Consider the following 20,023-nt stretch of genomic DNA (forward strand, 5'->3'; position numbering starts at 1 on the left):
TTTCGCTGTAAAAATAGCTAAACAAAATAATAATATCGTGAGAGCCGCTGTTATGGCGGCTTTATCCACTTAAACAAAGTGTGAGAGATAAACTTGATGTCGATTAATTATGAAGCCATATTAAGAGATTTACGTAGACAAGTTGGCGAACATGCGGCCACCAACGATCCGGTTCGTCGCTTTGCTTGGTCAACCGATGCCAGTTATTTTCGTATCGTGCCAGAGATTGTGGTGCATGCCGATACGCTAGAGCAAGCTAAGCGCACATTGGCGATTGCCCGTACCTATGGCGCGCCTGTCACTTTTAGAGCAGCCGGCACCAGTCTTTCAGGCCAAGCCATTGGTGAAGGTATTTTGCTTATTTTGGGCCACGACGGTTTTAGAACCCTAATCGTGAGTGAGGACGCATCAAAGATCACCTTAGGCACAGCCGTTATTGGCGCCGATGCAAACGCAGCTTTAAAGCCTTTAAACAAGAAGATTGGTCCCGACCCCGCCACACTTGCTGCAGCAAAAATTGGTGGTATCGTGTCAAACAACGCCTCAGGCATGTGTTGCGGCACGGCGCAAAATAGCTATCAAACAATTGCTTCAGCCAAACTGCTTTTTGCCGATGGCACAGAGCTCGATACTGGGTGTGAAGAGTCAAAGGCCGCTTTTACTCAGTCTCACCCACAACTTTTAAAACAGCTTACTGAACTAGCAGAGCTGACCGTGAACAACACCACGCTCGCAGCTAGAATCCGTAAAAAGTATTCCATTAAAAACACCACAGGTTATAGCCTCAATGCTTTAGTTGATTTCGCCGACCCCTTCGAGCTGATCAATCACTTAATTGTGGGCGCCGAAGGCACCCTAGCCTTTGTTGAAGAGGTCACTTACCACACGGTCGATGAAGCGCGCTTTAAAGCCTCAGCCATGGCGGTATTTTTCAATATGGAAGATGCCGCACGCGCGATTCCGCCATTGGTGGGTGACAGCGTCGCCGCAGCAGAGCTGCTGGACTGGGCATCAATCAAAGCTGTGACCGGTAAAGCGGGTATGCCCGAGTGGTTAGCACAACTACCTGAAGGTGCCTCGATCTTATTAATCGAGTCGCGGGCCAACGATAAAGATACCCTCGAAAGATACACTAAAGATGTTACCGCCAAGCTTGCTCATATTGAAACCGAGCGCCCTATTATCTTCAGTGACGACCCCGCGGTATTTGGCCAGTACTGGGCAATGCGTTCAGCTTTGTTCCCAATTATTGGTGGTGAACGCCCTAAAGGCACCTCGGTCATTATCGAAGATGTGGCCTTCGAGCTTGAGCATTTGGCGGCTGCCGCTAACGATCTCACCGAGCTATTCCATAAGCATAACTACCCTGAGGGCGTTATTTATGGTCACGCACTTGCGGGGAACTTCCACTTCATCATTACACCAACCTTTAACTCTCAGATAGACATCGAACGTTTCCACGCATTTATGCAAGATGTTGCCGAGATGGTGATCAATAAGTACGACGGTTCGATGAAAGCCGAGCATGGCACTGGCCGCGCAGTGGCGCCATTTGTTGAGATGGAATGGGGAAGCGATGCTTACAGCTTGATGAAGCGCATTAAGCAGATCTTTGACCCTGAAGGTCTGTTAAACCCAGGGGTTATTCTTAACGATGACAACCAAATTCACGTTAAGAATATTAAGCCCTGTCCTGTGGTCGATGACTTAATCGACAAGTGTATCGAATGTGGTTTCTGTGAAAAGACCTGCCCGACTTCAGCGCTGAATATGTCGCCACGCCAACGGATCGCAACCTTGCGTGAAATTGAGCGTCTCGAGCAGTCCGGTGGCAAACGGGCCGCAGAACAGATGCGTGCCGCAGCTAAATACGATGTAGTCGATACCTGCGCTGCCTGTCAGCTTTGTACTATCGCCTGCCCGGTGGATAACAGCATGGGCGAATTAGTGCGAAAACTAAGAACGCCTTATATCACCAGCACTGAGCAGAAGGTTCTCGACTTTCAAGCTAAGCACTTTGGCGCGGTAAACCAAGTGATCAGCACAGGTTTCGATGTGCTAGGTACCATTCATAAGATCACTGGCAGTGCCGTCACCGGTGCGATAATGAAAGCCGGACGCGTTATCAGCAAAGAAGTGCCTTATTGGAACCCCGACTTTCCAAAGGGCGGAAAACTGCCAAAACTAGCGGCACCAATTCCAGGTCAAGAAACCGTGGTCTACTTCCCAGCCTGTGGTGGTCGCACCTTTGGCCCAACACCAAAAGATCCAGATAACCGAACCTTACCAGAGGTGGTGGTAACGCTACTCGAACGCTCAGGCTATAACGTGATCACCCCAGAGAAGACACGCGATCTGTGTTGCGGTCAGATGTGGGAATCTAAAGGCGACTTTAAAAATGCCGATGCGAAACGCAAAGAGCTAATTGAAGTCGTTGCAGCGATGACACAAGGCGGCAAGCTACCCGTTATCATCGATGCGCTTTCATGCACATACCGCACCCTTGCAGGTGATAAATCTCTGAGCGATAAGGTCGAGATTGTTGATATGGTTGATTTCATCCATGACAAACTGCTCGATAAACTCACCATCACTCGCAAGAAACCTGCAGTTGCTCTGCACTTAGGCTGTAGTGCACGCAAGATGAAGGTCGAGCCTAAGATGGAGGCGATTGTCGATGCTTGTAGCAATCGAGTTGTTCGCCCTGCGGGAATTAATTGTTGTGGTTACGCTGGTGAAAAAGGCTTATACAAGCCAGAGATCAACGCCAGTGCACTACGTAACATCAAGAAGCTTATTCCTGTTGATGTGAGTGAAGGTTACTACGCTAACCGTATGTGTGAAGTCGGTTTAACCCAACATAGCGGCATATCCTATCGCCACCTAGCCTATCTGCTGGAGGAGTGTACTCGCTAAGTACTATCTCACTTGGCAATATAGACCTCCTAAACTAGGGGCTACCCAGCCCCTAGTTTCTTTTCGTTTTTAATCAAAACCGTCATCACCTCATCTTAGTAACCATTTTTAGTTACCCCACTTTACACTGCAGATAAGAACGAACATTATTCACTTGCAATACAATGATTTACGTTATTTTCATTTTTGCAAAAATGCCCGTTTTTATTTACTAAATTAGCACTACTTTTTACACGGGTATCGGCCTATATTTAATGTGTAAATAAATATAGGCGAATGTCCGCTTACTAAAAAGTCGGCTTTTTGAGCAGACTTTTTGCGGCTACTTTTTACAGTTAGAAAGTCGCTAACAATGTCTGCAAAATAGAAGAGAAAACACAATGAAGATTGCACTTTTCATTCCGTGCCTAGTGAATCAGATGGTCCCAGAAGTGGGAATCGCCACCTTAGAATTATTAGAAAAACTCGGACACCAAGTCATACTGCCAAAGGGTCAAACCTGTTGCGGCCAGCCGATGACAAACTCAGGTTGTTATAACGAAGCCAAGAAGACCACCATGAAACTACTTAATGCCTTTAAAGGTGTTGAGTGTGATGCCATCGTCTGCCCCGCCGCTTCCTGCCTCGTTGCCGCTAAAGAAAACTTTCATGAGTTCGATAGCAGCCCAGAAGCCCAGGCCGTTATTGATAAATTGTATGAGTTAACCGAGTTTCTTCACGACATCTCTCCTATTCCAGCCTTTAGTAAGCCGTTCCCCCACAAGATCAGTCTACAGATGAGCTGTCACGGCATTCGTATGCTGGACTTAGCGACCCCAAGTGAGCAGATGGGTCCACGGATGAACAAGTTTGAAGCCGTGCTTGCTGCTATTCCAGAGATTGAAATTGTCTATCCAGATCGCCGCGATGAATGCTGTGGCTTCGGTGGCACATTCGCCCTCGACGAAGGTGCTGTATCGGCGAAGATGGGTAAAGATAAAGCACAGGCTCATGCCGAAACTGGCGCGGCTTATGCGGTGGGCTTCGACCCATCTTGCTTACTACATATCGATGGTATGGTCAGAAGGCAGAAACTGCCTATTGAGACTCGCCATATAGCTCAAATTATCAACGCAGCGCTTTAGGAGAAGATATGTCGACTTCAACATCAGCTACTCATGCCCATAAAGCGGAGATCTTCTGTAAAGATGAGTCTCGTGTCGATTGGCACTCCAAGGCTCTGTGGATGCTACGAGAAAAACGCGACCGCGCTGCAGGTAGTCTGCCGGAGTGGGAACAGTTACGCCAAATTGGATCAGAGATGAAGCTGCACACGCTGACTCACCTAGGCCAGTATTTAGAAGAGTTTGAGCAAAACTGTCATAAAAACAATATCAAAGTGCACTGGGCTAAAGATGGCGCTGAGCACAACCGTATCGTGCACGAAATCTTAGCTGAGCATAACGTTAAGAAGTTAGTGAAGTCTAAATCCATGCTCACCGAAGAATGTCACATGAATCCATATTTGGAACAACGTGGCATTGAGGTGATAGATACCGATTTGGGTGAGCGTATTATTCAGCTTGCAGGCCAACCACCATCACACATTGTGGTGCCGGCGATTCACCTGAAAAAAGAGGAAGTGGGCGATCTGTTCCACGACAAACTCGGCACAGATGCCGGCGCTTCAGATCCGCTGTACTTAACCCGTGCCGCCCGTGCGCACCTGCGTGAGCAGTTCCTATCTGCCGATGCGGCGATGACAGGGGTTAACATGGCGATTGCCGACAAAGGTGCGGTCGTTGTGTGTACCAACGAAGGTAATGCCGATATGGGCGCTAACTTACCTAAGTTGCAACTGCATTCGATGGGCATAGACAAGATTGTGCCCAATATTGATAGCGCTGCGGTATTGCTACGCACCCTAGCAAGAAACGCCACGGGCCAGCCTATCACCACTTACAGCTCTTTCTATCGCGGCCCACAAGAGGGTGGTGAGATGCATGTGATTATTGTCGATAACGGCCGTACTGATATGCTGAAAGACAAAATCTTAGCCGAAGCACTTAAGTGTATTCGCTGTGGTGGCTGCCTTAATACTTGCCCTGTTTATCGCCGCTCAGGTGGCTACAGCTACAACTACACTATTCCAGGCCCAATCGGCATCGCCGTAGGATCACAGTGTGATGATACCAACTCCATGCCTTGGGCTTGTACCTTGTGTGGCAGCTGCTCTTATGTATGCCCAACTAAGGTGCCACTGGATAAGATTATTCACCATCATCGCCGCCTTAAAGCTGAAGCAGGAAAACTGCCTTATGGTAAAGCCAGTTATATGCCACTCGTGGGCAAATTTATGGCCAGTGAAACGGCGCTTAACTGCTCAATGAGCGTTGCTCGTATGGCGCTTAAGATATTGCCAGGTAGCCTATTAAAACCATTCTCAGGCGCTTGGGGTAAATACCGTGAGCTACCAGTGGCACCAAACTCAAGCTTCGAAGCTTGGTTTAAGAAGAACAGAGGGTAAAACATGTCCAGTAAACACGACATTCTAAACGCGCTAAAGAGCGCGGCGATTGCACCTCAAGCCATGCCTGTTATCAAGGTTGCACCGCGAATTGATGACTTAGTTGGTCAGTTTGAAGCCAGCCTTAATACCGTAGCTGGCACGTTGCACCGTGAAGGTGGCCTAGCTAAATTACAGGCACAAGTTGATGAGCAGATTGCACAGGGCATGCAGATCATCTCTATGCTTGATGGCATTAAAGGCAACCGCGAGGTGACTGATACGGCTCACCAGCTGAGAGATATCGATTACGCGGTGATCCCTGGAGACTTAGGCGTCGCTGAAAATGGCGCTATCTGGGTTAACAACAAAAACCTTGGCCACCGCGTCACGCCCTTTATCTGTGAAAACTTATTCTTAGTGCTAGAGGCTAAAACGATAGTGGCTAACATGCATCAAGCCGCCAGTAAGCTAACTCTTGATTCCGGTGAGTTTGGTACCTTTATCGCAGGTCCATCAAAGACGGCCGATATCGAGCAAGCCTTGGTTGTCGGTGCCCACGGCGCGTGTAGCTTAAACGTATACTTGGTTTAATCAATATTAAACTGGTACGAAAAAGCCCTAATTGCTATTAGGGCTTTATTAAGCTATTTCAGAACGCGATATACGCACTGATTAGCATTACCTTTTCTTTTTCTCGATATAGTAGTCTAACTGAACTTTCACCTCTTTTGCTTCAACAGCTTTTCCATCAACAAACTTAGGCGCATAACGCCACTGTTTTAATGCTAAAAGCGATTCTGTTGCAAATTTTTCTCCGCCAATAGTATCAAGAACAACAGGGTCTTTAACAAAACCCATTTCATCAATAGTAAAACTTAGCTGGGCAGAGCCACTTTTGCCAGCCCTAGCATAAGATATTGGATAATCAGGATTTTTACGAAACAGTGGCGTCGGCTCAATATCTTCCTTCCATGGCTTCATATTACCTATCGCTATACAGTGTTGAGTCGATTTTTCACTTTCGCCATCAAGCTCATAAATCTGTACTAACTTGGCATGAGCTGCCAACTCATAGGGATGAGTATAATCAAGCTTTTGAAATTGAGTGATAACGCCCAAAAATAGCGCTTCAGCTTCATCATAATCTTTCTCTGCAAAGCGTACGTTACCAACCCTAAAGCTCGTGAGTACACGTTTCATTGCATTTTCAGGCAATAATTCACTGTAAGCTTCTTGTGCATCAAAAGCATAATTACGCACTTTGCGGGTGTAATAAGGAGAGTTAACCAAACGTTCAAAATAGGCCATCTGGGTATCGGCGATTAACATTGCATCGTCTGAGTCTTCGGCGATATCCAGTGCGTCATCTAAATACTCGCGGGCATCTTTTTTACTGCTGGCATCACTTAACCCCATAAGCGGGTCAATCAACTCAATCGCCTCTTCGCCATATGTTTTGCGATAAGTTCCTTGTGTCACCTGATACAGCTCGAACGCCTGCTGTTTTAGCTTTTTTGACTTGGCAGTGCTTTCTTCATCGAAGGTGTACTCTGGCAGGTTAGCAATCAAGGCATCGCCAGCATTCAGTGCCAATATAGCCGTATCTAAACTATCGGCTCCGAGTTTGACTTTGCCAAGCTCGTAAGCCTTAAGTGCATAAATCTGGGTATCCGCTTTATCCTTGGTTGTAACAGCCGCTTTATAGGCTGAATAAGCGTCGCCAAACTCTGAGGCTACGGCCTGAGGAGATAAAACCATTGCGCTCGCCAAGAGAGTTGCACAGATCAAATTACGGCGATTTAGGCGTTGTCGTCCTTGTAACATGAAAAATCCTTATTCACTGTTAAGCTTATTTTTCCGATTTTAATCTTCATTGATGCCAAAAGTTGTTTCAGTACAACTTTTGTACAGCGGCTACTAAATTAACATAGCAACTCATCTCCAAGCAAGCCGGACAGATGGCTACAACGAATGATGAATAGACTAAAATTAATGGCTTAGGCGTATTCTATGCCATCTCCAATGGCAAGCTTCTATAGCTAATGCCAGACAAGCGTTAGGCTAATTCTCATGCTGATAGTTTTGCATGGGTGCGCTTCATTATCCACGCCATCCAGATAACCAAAATAGTGCTACAGGTTGCCAGTGAAATCCATACCCCCGGCACACCGAAAGCCCAAGCAAACAGATACAAAATAGCTGCAAACAGGATCAGTTTGGCCCCAGTTAAAATCGAGGCCTCTTTTGAATAATTGATCGCTTGGAAGAAAGAGGCGCCAACTAATAACAAGCCCTCCATCGGTAAACCCCAGAAATACCAGCGCATTCCCTCAGTGGCAATCGGCGTGAGTAAGGCGTTATCGCCAGCAAAGATATACACAAACAGCTGTGGCACCGAATAGATAAAGACTAATCCAAGCGCCGCACAAACCAAGGTCACAGAAAAAGCCATCTTCAACGCCTGTTTCACTCTATCAAAGCGTTTTGCCCCAGCGTTAAAACTTAAGATCGGCTGTACACCAAAGGCGATACCTTCAAACAACAGGTAAAAGAAGGCCTCGGTATAACTCACCACTCCATATGCAGCAACATGCAGCGGCGTACCCACCGTGAGAAATGCCACATTGTGCAGGGTCAGCACCACGGTCAGGTACATATTCATTAAGAAGCTTGGTGTGCCAACACGGATAATATTGACGCAGTGATCCCACTTGAGCTTCATCTGCTCAAGGTTAATACCGATTTCGGTTCGACTCGAAAAGAAATGCTGTAGGCACAGCGCGCCCGTCACGGCTTGGGAAATCATGGTCGCAATCGCCGCTCCCATCAATCCATAAGGGAACACTACGATTAACAACCAATCGAGGACGGTATTGAGCACGCCTCCTAAAATTAAAACAAAGGTAACGAACCCGGGGCGACCGTCATTTCGCAGTAGTGTGGTAAATGCCATCGACACGATGGGAAATGTGCCTAAGGCAAAATACCAAAATAGATAGTCATCAGCACTGCTTAGGATCTCGCCCTCGGCGCCAAGCAACACCAAGATATCCCTTGAGAAATAACAACCGAGTACCGTAGTGATAAGCCCTGAGATCAAGCACAAACTAAAAGTGTTACCCAGTATACGCCGGGCAATATGGGGCTCACCTTGCCCTTGATGAATGGACACCAAGGCGGCGCCCCCCATTCCTAGTGTTGCGCCAATAGCATAGAGCACGGCAGCGATGGGATAGGCCAAGATCATGCCCGCTAGGCCAACTTCGCCCAAGTAATGGCCGATAAACATACCGTCGATGGTGACGTAAATCCCCGTCACCAGCATAGATAGAATTGTCGGTATGCTATAACGCCAAAATAGCTTGCCTATTGGCTCGGTGATCATAGGCGAGTCGACTGCGACTCGGTTTACGTCAGCTGGCGGCATTGGGTGGGTCATGGCCATTCTCTTATTATTGTTATTTTTTCGCCGATTTACAGCTCTTTAATCACTCATAAGATACTCGAAATATCTAAGAGTTAACATGCAAGAGCGTAAAACAGGTAACATTAAAACAGACTAGAATCGAAGGCGGTGAGCTAACGTTAATAACGCCTCTTCCACACGCTCTATATCGATTTTTGACATGGACAGCAGCTCAATCCGAGAGTCCATTGCATCATCAAGTTCAACGATTGATAACTCACTGTCCACGCAATTAAAGCCCGCAATTCCCTCTTCAGTGATCATCACCGCTTTAATTCGTGCAACCTGTAAGTTTTTAATTAATGCCAGCAACGGGTCAAAGTCGAACTCATAGCTTGGATCAAACACCCAGCCACAACTATAAAACCCATCGCCCTGATTGGTTTTACGCAAGATCCCTCGGCCATCAAAATCAATATTTTGAACAGGAGCTTGCTCTGAAAATAGTGGGCTATAGTTAAGATCGATTAGACGTGGCGTCTGGGTATTCGTCTCGCCAGCTCCCAGCATTGTTGATTTGATGCCGAGGGACGCAGTACTTACTGTGGTAATACCTCTATGGGGCCCATCTAGCAGCGCCATAATCGCACCGCTAAGCTCAGTAGCTTGCATTAGACTCCAGGGCTTAATTGGCACGCTTTCATTGCTAGATGCGCTCATGGCGCCATTGATTGAATTCAGGTAATCGGATAGTCGCGGGATTAATGCAGCTTGATAGCTATCGGCCTTGCTCGCTAGCACCACGTCAGCAACTTGCAGCTGCTGATTAAAGATCTCATGTTCGGTATAGCGGCTATCATCAAGCTTTCTCGCATCCACCAAGGTCACGCAGGCTTTCATCGCCAAAACTTGCTGGTAATGTGGCTGAGTCAGCACCTTAAGTACCTCTTTTGGGTGGCCTAAACCCGTTGGTTCAATCAGCAATCTATCGGGTTTCGCTTTGGCTATCAGCTGGTTAATCGCCACCTGCATAGGTAGACCCGCGGCGCAGCACATACAGCCCCCTGCCACCTCTTTGATCTGCACCTGTTCAGTGCCTGTATCAAGCAGACTGGCATCAATACCAATTTCGCCAAACTCATTCACTAGAACGGCCCACACCTCCCCTTCAGGCTTATGCTGCAGTAGGGTCTTAATTAATGAAGTCTTGCCAACTCCTAAAAAGCCGGTAATCACATTGGTCGGGATAATTTTCTGGATCATGACGTCAGCTCTGTCTATCTAGTAGCCGAAGATTCTAATCGCTAAAAGGCTCAAATGTCACGTCATAGCCTTATGTAAGTTAGGTTTATCTATGAGTTATAATTGCGTCTGGTCTGCAAGCTAATATTAATGAGCCCTAAACTTAACGCCTTATATAATGTTTATCGATATAATCGCACCACAGATCTGAGTCTAAATTGGGATTCGACTCCTTACCTCTAATTCCTAACTTAAACTCAACGACACTGCGCCACTCCATCGAGCCTAGATCGGGTCCGTGTCCTTGACCGTCTCCTGTGGAAACCTGCTTTTCGACCTTGTTAAACCAAGCTAGATTGCAGCCATTGGGATTTGACTCTAGTACCGAAACTTGCTCAACTTCGGCTTGGTTCGCCGTCGCTTGATCATATTTAACGCCGCAGCCCAGGAGCAGATTTACCATAATAGCAACCACAATCAAGTTAACTAACTTGCTCATCTTTATTTCCTTCTATCGCTTTTAAATAACCCGCTTACATCTCTGCTTAGGAGCCTAAATGGCTAATTTTAAACGAAACAGAGAACTGCATTGATGAATTAAAGCAAGCAACGGGCTCAATGTCGGTATAAGGCTCATTCGCCCAGCACTCAAGCCTAAAACTCTCATAAACTTCGCGAAATAGCGTATGAATGAGCGTTGATTCATTAAGCATTACTTACGAAAAATCTTCAATAATTTAGATTCCATTCATTCCTTCTCCAAGTTGCTAGTATTTCCCTTTAAATTTTCTTTTTACATTTCCTGCAAAAAGACCAACTTTAACCCATAAAAAAAGTGAACACACTAGCAATAGATATGTTCACTTTCTTAGATGAGTATTATTCGATATCGGCGCTATTTCTTAGCTTTGTCTTTCGAGCGGCCATAGCTACTTTTGCCCGACGCTGCGCTGCGGTAATTACTTTTTCCGACTGCATTTTTGACTGGACGGTTTTTATCTTCATACTTACGCTTATTATGGCCTTTCTCTTTAACTGGCTTAACCACAACGTCGCGATAACGAGCCGGTAAAGGTGCGCCCTCTTCATAGCCCGGCATCGTAATACAAGGTAGTGTCTGCTCAATTAACAGTTCAATTTCTTGCAGCATCTCTCTGTCTTGAGGCGATACAAACGAAATCGCGCGGCCAGCAAGACCTGCACGACCTGTACGACCCACTCGGTGCACATAGTCCTCGGCGGCAAACGGCAGCTCAAGGTTGATCACTAAAGGTAGTGCTTCAATATCTAGACCACGAGCAGCAACATCGGTCGCCACCATGACACGTAGCTTGCCAGATTTAAACTCATCTAATGCACGGTTTCTAGCGCCTTGAGTCTTCTCACCATGGAACACCGCATTTTTTACGCCATCGAGTTTTAATTCAGCGTGCAGATGCTCTGCGCTCTCTCGAGTACTGACAAACACCAATACTTGTTGCCAATTATTTCGGCCAATTAGCTCCGAAAGTAGTTCCGCTTTACGGCGAGTATCGACCAAATAAACTTCTTGAGTGATTAGGCTTGCCGTGGCCGATGTCGCCACATTAATCCACTCTGGCGCTAGCAACATTTTCTCGGCCAGTGTTTTAACCGCTTCGCTGTAAGTGGCTGAAAAAAATAATGTTTGGTGAGTCGCAGCCACCAGCTTTTTTACTTTTTCGATATCGCGAACAAAGCCCAAATCCAACATGCGATCGGCTTCATCAACCACTAAGTGAGTCACATTCGACAGATCTAAACCGAATTGGCCAATATGGTCAAATAGGCGACCCGGCGTAGCCACTAGGATATCGACTCCAGCTTGCAAGGCCTTACGCTGTGGATTCATGTTTGAACCACCATAAACTGCGGTCGTCTTAAATGGCAAAAACTGGGCGTAAGCCGAGATATTGTCAGCCACCTGAATAGCAAGTTCACGAGTTGGGGTTAAAACTAACACCTTTACCTTAGACTGGTGTTCAGGTTCCAGATCACCTTCAGTAAAAAGGTTGTACTCTTGAATTAATCGATTGAGTAGAGGCAGGGCGAACGCAGCCGTTTTACCGGTTCCGGTTTGCGCACAGGCCATAATGTCTTTGCCTTCCATTGCAACGGGTAATACCTGCGATTGAACTTGGGTCAATTGCTGATAACCGCGCGCAGAAACTGCATCTAATATTTTGGGATGTAAATCGAATGCATCAAAGTTCATGGTCGGCTCAATAGAGTTAATAAGAGTATAAGGAATAAAAGTGAGCGCGGAGTCTAGCAAAATACTGCGTGAGATTATACTAATCAAAACAAATTGCCGAGATCAGGCCGTAGTCTTTTCTATTACTTTGTTTGTCGTATAGAGAAAGGCCTGCTCAAACTCTTCAACCGGGACGGGCCTTGAAAATAGGTATCCTTGGCCATAATCACAGCCGGCATCGCTTAACACCTTACGTTGGTAGTCCGTCTCAACCCCCTCTGCAATCACTTTCATACCCAATTTATGCGCCATCACAATAATCGCTTCGCACAAGGTAAAATCATCACTATTACTGTCTAAGTTTCGTGTAAAGGATTGGTCTATCTTCAAATAGTCTATCTCAAATTTCTTAAGATAAGCCAGTGAGGAGTATCCAGTTCCAAAATCATCCAATGAGACCTGTATACCAGACTGTCGATATTGAGCAAGCTTTGATGAAATCGCACTGTTACCATCGAGCAATAAGCCCTCGGTGATCTCAATACAGATGTTGTTATTACTTAAATTCAATGTTTTTAACAGAGCAGCCCAAGACTCAAAGCTCTCTCCTTCATCTCTAAATTGGACCGGAGATTTGTTAATACTGATCTGCACCTCAACACCAAATCTGTCCCGCCATAAGGCACTCTGTCGAGCCGCCTGCTGGAAGACCCAGTTACCGATCTCAATAATAAGTCCGGTTTCCTCTGCAACCGTAATGAACTCGATGGGAGAAACTAAACCGCGTTTCGGATGACGCCAGCGAATGAGGGCTTCGGCCTTTAATTTACTCTCTTGCTGCAAACTAACAATCGGCTGATAAAATAACTCAAACTCATTATTTACTATCGCATGACGCAGATCTTGAATTAAACGCATTCTATGTTTAGCGTATCGCTGCATAGAGGCCGTAAAGTAATGAAAGCGATTTCGCCCCTCATCTTTGGCTGCATACATTGCCTGATCGGCATGCTTTAGCAGGCCTTCAATGGTTGAGGCATCATCGGGGTAAAGTGTAATACCAATACTTGCACTAATATATGCCGTCTCTTCACCTAAGTTAAAGGGCTCTGCAATGCGCGCTAATATATGTTTCGCGACGTTATCCACACCTTTAATATCGGTGATATTGGGTAGCACCACAGTAAATTCATCACCGCCCAATCTCGCCACGACATCAGTATCTCTTATACAGGCTTTAAGGCGCTTTGCCGCTTCAGAGAGCAACATATCTCCCATGTCATGGCCTAAGGTATCGTTAACTTCTTTAAAGTAATCTAAATCGATGAACATTATTGCAAAATGCTGCTCGCGACAATCTGATTTTAATATTTCTGCACTAAGATAATCGAGCAACATACGTCGGTTAGGTAGCCCAGTTAACGGATCGTAATTCGCCTGTTTCCAGATAATTTGTTCAGCTTGTTTTTTTTCTGTGATATCAGAAAACAGTGCGACTCGGTGTAGAACCTGATCCTTAGCATCAAATAACGCATTAAGCGTTAACCAAACCACAAACTCTTCACCATTTTTACGTCTAAGCCAGACCTCTCCCTCCCAGCGACCGTGCTCCTCTACTGCTAGGTTCATCTGCTCATAAGTACGAAGATTATTACGATTACACTGTAGGATTTTAATATTTTGCTGCTTAACTTCGGCTTCGCTGTAGCCAGTAATATCAGTAAATGCCGCATTGATGTTAATAATAAAGCCTTGTCCATCTTGTACGCTCATGGCTTCACTACTGTTGTTATACACAGAAGCCGCTAACTTTAGTGAGTCTTCAACCTGTTTTCTATCGGTTATATCTGTATGTATGCCGCACATTCTAATCGGGCTACCACTTTCGTCACGGCTCATCACCTTACCCAAATCAAGGATCCACAAGGTCTCATTGCTCTGGTTATGGATACGGTACTCCAGCTTATATTGATCCGTTTCACCATTTAAGATCGCATCAATCGACTTTAATACCGTAGCTCTGTCTTCAGAATGAATAGCATTGGTCCACCGTTTCTGTTCGCGATTTAAGGTCTCGACATCACAACCTAGCAGTTTAGCACTGTGCTCGTTACGCTCTATAATATCGCTATGAATGTCCCAGTCCCAAAAGCCTAACTCACTGCTACCCAGTACTAAACTTAGCTGCTCCTGACTCGCAAGCTTCTCTATCTCGGCTTCTTTTTGTAAGGTGTGATTCTGTAACCCCGTAATAACCAACTCGACTTTGGACTGGGATCTTTGGCAGGCGACCGTCATATAGGTGTATACGATGGCCTCATCTTTTGAAATTAGACGAATATCGAGCTCGAATTCGTTAATATCACCTTTCAGCATCTGATTAAAATGATGCTTATAGAGGTGAAAATCTTGCTGTAGCATTAACTCCGGCCAAGATAACCCCAATAATTCTTGCTCGGAATATTTGAGCATCTCACAAAAATTTGGATTCACCTTAATCCATTCATGATCTTTGTTCGTTATGGCAATTCCCATATTGCCAGCCTTAAAGTGCGACTTAAACAGTAGGTGATCCTGTAACTTGAGCTTTTGCTCTCGCTCAATTTCGATGCGCCGAGATAATAACAACCCCAATAAAACAGTCGTGGTAGGAAAGATTATCAACAAGGGAATAGTGATCTGTTTTAATAGGTCGATAGCCATTTCAGTTGGCATGGTCAAGCCCCAGAGTAATGCCACACTATTAGTCATAAGACCAAAGGCCAGTAACTCACTGATACTGATATCCTCTATATCACCTTTACGATACTTTCCCCACAGGTAACCAATAAGGCCTGATGTCACTATGGTACCTACGCCTGACCATACGGCGATTCCACCTTCACTCAACCTATATAGGCAACTTAGAACCACTGCGACTAGAGTGGGGATACCTCCAAAAAACAGACCACAAACACTTAGAATAACGGTTCTTGAATCTAAGAAAATACCATCACTGTACTGCCAGGGCATTAACATGAGGGAGATGGTGATAACGGCAACGAAAAAACCGCTGCCGACACGCCATAAAATAGCTAATGAACGCTTTTGAGTACGCGGAAAGGCGTCATAGACGAGTACTATCGCAAGTAATAAGGCGGTATTTTGTATGAGAGAGAGAATTAAGCCTTGATCCATAAGAAGCTATTCATCCTTGATAATTTCTTTTCAAAGTTATTTTTATAGTTCATAACCTATTCTAGAAGGCGACGATTACGCCTTGTTCGTATTAATTAAACCATTAACTCCTACCAAACCTAAAAAGAGTCTAATGCTCCGCCGATGTGGGACAATATTGGACTCAGCTGCTTTATCAGCCTCTTACAAAGATAAACACTAAATAACTAAAGTTCAAAGAATTTAGGCGAAATATTGCACTAACTCATCATCTGACGAGGGAGAATTTATGGCTAGTGAGTCACTAAGTGCAATAAAAGTACGATAAAAAGTGCGATAGTCAGTACGATAAAAAGTCTCTTAATAAGAGCTATCCGCGTAGAGAGTCAGGGGATGAATAACAAGGAGCGAGCTATTCTTTAGGCGATAAGTCGCTTAAGCAATCGAGCAATACTTCATCACAGGTGAGATATGATGAAATATTGCAAATATTCACTATTAGCCCGCTTGATGGGTCACTAACGTCGGCTTAAGCAGGTTGTCATGCACTGGGCAGCGATGACAGACTGTATCGATAAACACCTGCTTTTGTTCTTCGGTTAACGGCTCACTATTGACTGCAGCATCCATCTCAACGGTGATATCGATATGTTTAAATCCAACAGGATCGTCAGTAGCCTTGCCAAGCAGCCCTAACGTATTTAGCTGTGCTTTAATGGACACATCAAAATGGTTAAGCTTAATTTTTTGCTCTCTTGCGACCATTCTCGCTATTGTAGAAATACAGCCAGCCAGTGAAAAAATAAACGTCTCTAATGGGTTAGCCCCTTCGTCACCCGCGGTCGGTTGATCGATTATTAATTGGTGTTCTCTTACCTGAGCGGTGACTTTCCAGCCTTCACCCATATGTGTTTTTAACTCAATAATTTTCTCTGCCATCTCAACACAACTCCATTAGACTTTTTTCAACAAGGCCTTATTCAATAAGATTATTCTAATGGATAATTAACTAAAAACTCAAATATAACTCACAATTTGTACATTTACCGAATGTATTCCTAAGCAAATCAAGGTCTATATCCAAGCCACCTAAAGATGCAGAATTCAGTGGGAATTTAATGCGCTTTAAGCAAGGCGTTGATTGCAGCTAATGGTTGTTCCCTTAGCAAGATCAATAACGCAGCAGAAAGTGCATTAACCCCCATCGACGAAGGCTTTGCGCAAGCCCACTTTGTTGTTGCACTAGCTTAAAAGGGAGCCACCATTCCTACGCTAATGCGCCTAGAATTGAACTCGCACAAGACCTCTGAAATGAGCATGTTCAAGTCGTTTGGGTATATGTTAAGCTTGTCGGCAAATACTCTACAGCAGCAAAGACTAGACTAAATAACTATGTCACAACCCAACACTGTACTCCCTAAGCCTACTGACACTAAGCCTGATCAGAGAAGTAAAACCTATCACTTTCCTGTGCAGATCTATTATGAAGATACGGATTTTTCAGGCGTGGTCTACCATCCGAATTTTTTAAAATATTTCGAGCGCGCCCGTGAACACGTTATTGGGGCCAATAGCTTAGCGAGTTTATGGGATGAGCATGACTTAGGTTTTGCAGTGTATCGCAGCGATATGCTCTGCCATGATGGCGTTGAGTTTGCCGAAATCATCGATATTCGAACTAAGTTCTACTTCGAAAGTAAATATCGCACTGTTTGGTTACAAGAGATCTGGCGTCCAGACGGTAAGAAACCAGCGGTAACAGCGCAGATAGAAATGGTATGTATGAATAAGAAACGTCAACTCAGCCCTATGCCTCAGCTATTAATTGAACGCCTGAGTGAGGCTTTTTCTGAAGTCGTTATCTTTTAAAATGTAATGAGTATTAAAGGTAATAAGCTCTTGCTTGAGCTGCTTACCTTTAATTGTTTACCCTGTTTATACGACTAACCTGCATCACTTAATTTAGGCCAACGTGATTCAAGCTCTTTAGGTTTTAACGGTTTTGAAAAAATATCCCCTTGAACTTTGTCTACGCCCATACCCAGCAATAATTGTAATATCTCTTCGGTCTCAACGCCTTCAACCGTCACCTTAAAGCCTAAGCCTTTGGCTAATCGGATACTTGTATCCATAATGTGCCAAGCTCTTGCATCAACGTCTAAATCATCTAGAAATGCCTTATCTATCTTCACTTCATCGACAGGTAAGTACTTAAGGTAAGCCAACGAGGAGTGACCAGTACCAAAATCATCAATAGCAACATCGACGCCAAGCTGGCGCAGGTGGTTAATCGTTGCTACGGCACCATCGAGATCTTGCATCAATTTACTTTCGGTGATTTCAATCGAGATAGCGCTTGCCTCGAGTTGATACTGCTCTAGTCTTGCTTTTATGCCTGTTATCAAGGAGGCACTACGCAAGTCTTGAGTCGACAGGTTCACAGCCACCTGTAATTTAATCTCTTTTTGGCGCCATAGGGCTTGCTGGGCAAACACCTCATCGAGTACCCATTGGCTGACGATATCGATCATGCCAGAATACTCTGCAAGTGGAATAAACTCGGCAGGAGATATGCTGCCAAGTTGCGGGTGCTGCCAACGCATTAATGCCTCAACTTGCTGGCAATCTCCTTTGGGGAAGCTCTGCTTAGGCTGATAAACCATATAAAGTTCACCATCACGTAACGCCTTAGCAAGGCTATTAATAATGGACACCTCTCGTAGTTGCACCACATCATCACCCAGTAGATATTCAGATAGTGCGACATCATGAGTCTTGGCTTTTTTTAGTGCTAAATCAAGCCTACGTAGCATGGTGCTAATGTCACTATGAAAAGGCTCTAAAGCCAAGTGCCCCACCTGCACTCTTGTGGTGATGATACTACCAAAAATATCGTAGGGTAGTTGTAGATTATCGATCAGTTGCAGTAGTTGCGGTGACGACATTGCGCTAGTGAAATAGATAAGAAATTCATCTTCATTCATTCTGGCTATCAAAGACCCATCGGGAGATAAGTCTTTTACTCTTGCTGCCATCTGTTTTAGTAGCTCATCACCAAAGTTAAATCCAAATAGGTCATTTACATAACGAAAGCGATAAATATCCAGCAGGACCAAGCTGCCTTTATTCAGCGGCATTAATTGGGCCATTTTGCGCTTCATACTCAAACGATTATCAAGCTCGGTAAGTTTATCGCACTCGGCTTGCTGGCTCTGAATATGTAACTGATTAACGGAATCTGTTAATTCACTCAGCTGTACAGATAGAGAGGTGTTAGCGGGAAGAACAAAGCCGCGCTGCTCAAAGGACTCAAGTAACTGACTTACAAAGTGGCGAAGTTTTTGCTGCCGCCAGAGTGCGCATGCTAACCAAATAACCAGCAACAAACACACGGTGGAAATCATCCAAAAACTATCCATCTATGAGTACTTTTACCGTTATAAAATCTCAATTTCTTTTGTTATAAACTATAGTGCCTGCTAGCCCCTATGCCAGCACACACTATCGTTTAAGTTTTCATAGCATCACTATTTAAACATCAAGGTTATTCGTAACTCGCCTTGATAGATTGATAGGCTTCTTGGAATATATCACCCGCTAACTCATCAACCGATACTGGTAAACCACGCTCGATAAAGGCTGTCATCCTTTGCTCCAAATCATTACCCGCTCTAAGCTCTCCCGTATAGAATGCTGCTGCGCGAATAAAGTCTAAATAACTAACTTGTTCAGCGTTATAGGTAAGATCCGACCAACGCTCAACCACCTGCATCACATCAGGTGAGAACTCCCAACTCTTAAGTACAGCTCGCCCTAATGGCCCCTGCAGCTTTTTCACTAAAGCCCGCAACATTTCGATGCTGTCAAACAGCTCTGGCTGCGCCTCTGCTTCAGTCAGTACAGGCAAGGCGCCAATGTTATGTACTAGACCCGCTAATGTCATAGTGTCGAAGTTAAGTTTGCTACTAGGATGATTCGCATTGTAAATTTGCAGCATCGCACACGCGGCAGCAGTTACATCAATGGATGAGCTCCATACTTCATCCATCACTTGCCAGACCATCTGGTTGGTCGAGATAAAGAGTTGCTCCATAGCAATCGACGTTACAATCGATTTTATCTGCATGAGCCCAATACGATTAATTGCTGCATTAACGTTTTCCGCAGGGATCCCACGGCTATACATGGCACTATTTGCAATGCGAATAACCCGAGCTGAAATTGCCGCGTCTTGACCAATAATACTGGCGACATCTTTTAAACTAGTATCTTCTTGGCCGACCACTTCTTGTACTCGCATGGCCACTTCAGGCAAAGTCGGCAAGACCAAGGAATCTGACTTTAATTTTTTTAATAAACCAACTAATACTCGATGTTCCGTAGACATCCCAACTCCCTTTTAAATCGTATTAATTTGCAGCGAATTGAGTATATCAGCTCAAACCTGAGAGTTCCGATCAAAATCATCTTACTGGTGCAATAGTTAAGCAAACGATATGTTTTCTGTAAAATCGGCTTCAAAATGATAAGATGTTCACAGAATATCAAGATAAACGACACGGTACGTCCCAAAGCCAATTATTATATTCGGCTGACTTTCTTG

At 44.9% G+C, this 20,023-nt stretch carries 14 protein-coding genes; 5 read left to right on the forward strand and 9 right to left on the reverse strand.

Annotated elements, in window-relative coordinates:
* The first annotated feature begins 96 nt into the window (after positions 1 to 96).
* The 4 genes from SHAL_RS15935 to SHAL_RS15950 all read left to right on the forward strand — a co-directional run bounded on the left by SHAL_RS15935 (position 97) and on the right by SHAL_RS15950 (position 5,995).
* Positions 97 to 2,916 (forward strand): FAD-binding and (Fe-S)-binding domain-containing protein, encoded by a 2,820-nt coding sequence (locus tag SHAL_RS15935; RefSeq protein WP_012278158.1) that lies wholly within the window; start codon positions 97 to 99, stop codon positions 2,914 to 2,916.
* Between the two features lie 380 nt (positions 2,917 to 3,296).
* A complete protein-coding gene (locus SHAL_RS15940) occupies positions 3,297 to 4,040 on the forward strand; it encodes a (Fe-S)-binding protein (protein ID WP_012278159.1) in 744 nt (247 codons plus the stop codon).
* Positions 4,041 to 4,048: 8 nt separating this feature from the next.
* A complete protein-coding gene (locus SHAL_RS15945) occupies positions 4,049 to 5,422 on the forward strand; it encodes a lactate utilization protein B (RefSeq protein WP_012278160.1) in 1,374 nt (457 codons plus the stop codon).
* A gap of 3 nt (positions 5,423 to 5,425) precedes the next feature.
* Positions 5,426 to 5,995, forward strand: coding sequence for a LutC/YkgG family protein (locus tag SHAL_RS15950; protein WP_012278161.1), 570 nt, complete (start codon positions 5,426 to 5,428; stop codon positions 5,993 to 5,995).
* A gap of 87 nt (positions 5,996 to 6,082) precedes the next feature.
* Here the strand turns inward: SHAL_RS15950 and SHAL_RS15955 are convergent, their stop codons facing one another.
* The 7 genes from SHAL_RS15955 to SHAL_RS15985 form a co-directional block, all read right to left on the reverse strand.
* Complete coding sequence (locus tag SHAL_RS15955; RefSeq protein ID WP_012278162.1) at positions 6,083 to 7,228, reverse strand: energy transducer TonB; 1,146 nt, start codon at positions 7,226 to 7,228, stop codon at positions 6,083 to 6,085.
* A gap of 244 nt (positions 7,229 to 7,472) precedes the next feature.
* Positions 7,473 to 8,831: an MATE family efflux transporter gene (locus SHAL_RS15960; RefSeq protein WP_049763930.1), complete on the reverse strand. Its 1,359-nt coding sequence runs from the start codon at positions 8,829 to 8,831 to the stop codon at positions 7,473 to 7,475.
* Positions 8,832 to 8,963: 132 nt separating this feature from the next.
* Complete coding sequence (locus SHAL_RS15965) at positions 8,964 to 10,073, reverse strand: CobW family GTP-binding protein (RefSeq protein WP_012278164.1); 1,110 nt, start codon at positions 10,071 to 10,073, stop codon at positions 8,964 to 8,966.
* A gap of 142 nt (positions 10,074 to 10,215) precedes the next feature.
* Positions 10,216 to 10,551 carry a hypothetical protein gene (locus tag SHAL_RS15970; RefSeq protein ID WP_012278165.1) on the reverse strand — a complete coding sequence of 112 codons (336 nt, stop codon included), beginning with the start codon at positions 10,549 to 10,551 and terminating at the stop codon, positions 10,216 to 10,218.
* Positions 10,552 to 10,947: 396 nt separating this feature from the next.
* Entirely contained in the window at positions 10,948 to 12,285 is a 1,338-nt protein-coding gene (locus SHAL_RS15975) for a DEAD/DEAH box helicase (RefSeq protein ID WP_041416056.1), read from the reverse strand.
* Between the two features lie 102 nt (positions 12,286 to 12,387).
* Entirely contained in the window at positions 12,388 to 15,441 is a 3,054-nt protein-coding gene (locus tag SHAL_RS15980) for an EAL domain-containing protein (RefSeq protein WP_012278168.1), read from the reverse strand.
* A gap of 477 nt (positions 15,442 to 15,918) precedes the next feature.
* Positions 15,919 to 16,359: an OsmC family protein gene (locus SHAL_RS15985; protein WP_012278169.1), complete on the reverse strand. Its 441-nt coding sequence runs from the start codon at positions 16,357 to 16,359 to the stop codon at positions 15,919 to 15,921.
* 453 nt (positions 16,360 to 16,812) lie between these two features.
* On the opposite strand from SHAL_RS15985, the gene SHAL_RS15990 reads away from it, so the two are divergent.
* Positions 16,813 to 17,289 (forward strand): thioesterase family protein, encoded by a 477-nt coding sequence (locus SHAL_RS15990; protein WP_012278170.1) that lies wholly within the window; start codon positions 16,813 to 16,815, stop codon positions 17,287 to 17,289.
* Positions 17,290 to 17,363: 74 nt separating this feature from the next.
* Here SHAL_RS15990 and SHAL_RS15995 read toward each other — a convergent pair whose 3' ends face one another.
* On the reverse strand, positions 17,364 to 18,839 hold the full coding sequence (locus tag SHAL_RS15995; RefSeq protein ID WP_012278171.1) for a putative bifunctional diguanylate cyclase/phosphodiesterase: 1,476 nt from the start codon (positions 18,837 to 18,839) through the stop codon (positions 17,364 to 17,366).
* 125 nt (positions 18,840 to 18,964) lie between these two features.
* Entirely contained in the window at positions 18,965 to 19,807 is an 843-nt protein-coding gene (locus SHAL_RS16000) for an HDOD domain-containing protein (protein WP_012278172.1), read from the reverse strand.
* Positions 19,808 to 20,023 lie beyond the last annotated feature (216 nt).

Origin of the sequence: Shewanella halifaxensis HAW-EB4 (assembly GCF_000019185.1) — a bacterium.
GTDB classification, from domain to species: Bacteria; Pseudomonadota; Gammaproteobacteria; order Enterobacterales; family Shewanellaceae; genus Shewanella; species Shewanella halifaxensis.

Bases quoted from the DNA above. Each gene is read 5' to 3' on its own strand.
- SHAL_RS15935 (WP_012278158.1), top strand. From the start codon at position 97: ATGTCGATTAATTATGAAGCCATATTAAGAGATTTACGTAGACAAGTT.
- SHAL_RS15940 (WP_012278159.1), top strand. From the start codon at position 3,297: ATGAAGATTGCACTTTTCATTCCGTGCCTAGTGAATCAGATGGTCCCA.
- SHAL_RS15945 (WP_012278160.1), top strand. From the start codon at position 4,049: ATGTCGACTTCAACATCAGCTACTCATGCCCATAAAGCGGAGATCTTC.
- SHAL_RS15950 (WP_012278161.1), top strand. From the start codon at position 5,426: ATGTCCAGTAAACACGACATTCTAAACGCGCTAAAGAGCGCGGCGATT.
- SHAL_RS15955 (WP_012278162.1), bottom strand. From the start codon at position 7,228: ATGTTACAAGGACGACAACGCCTAAATCGCCGTAATTTGATCTGTGCA.
- SHAL_RS15960 (WP_049763930.1), bottom strand. From the start codon at position 8,831: ATGCCGCCAGCTGACGTAAACCGAGTCGCAGTCGACTCGCCTATGATC.
- SHAL_RS15965 (WP_012278164.1), bottom strand. From the start codon at position 10,073: ATGATCCAGAAAATTATCCCGACCAATGTGATTACCGGCTTTTTAGGA.
- SHAL_RS15970 (WP_012278165.1), bottom strand. From the start codon at position 10,551: ATGAGCAAGTTAGTTAACTTGATTGTGGTTGCTATTATGGTAAATCTG.
- SHAL_RS15975 (WP_041416056.1), bottom strand. From the start codon at position 12,285: ATGAACTTTGATGCATTCGATTTACATCCCAAAATATTAGATGCAGTT.
- SHAL_RS15980 (WP_012278168.1), bottom strand. From the start codon at position 15,441: ATGGATCAAGGCTTAATTCTCTCTCTCATACAAAATACCGCCTTATTA.
- SHAL_RS15985 (WP_012278169.1), bottom strand. From the start codon at position 16,359: ATGGCAGAGAAAATTATTGAGTTAAAAACACATATGGGTGAAGGCTGG.
- SHAL_RS15990 (WP_012278170.1), top strand. From the start codon at position 16,813: ATGTCACAACCCAACACTGTACTCCCTAAGCCTACTGACACTAAGCCT.
- SHAL_RS15995 (WP_012278171.1), bottom strand. From the start codon at position 18,839: ATGGATAGTTTTTGGATGATTTCCACCGTGTGTTTGTTGCTGGTTATT.
- SHAL_RS16000 (WP_012278172.1), bottom strand. From the start codon at position 19,807: ATGTCTACGGAACATCGAGTATTAGTTGGTTTATTAAAAAAATTAAAG.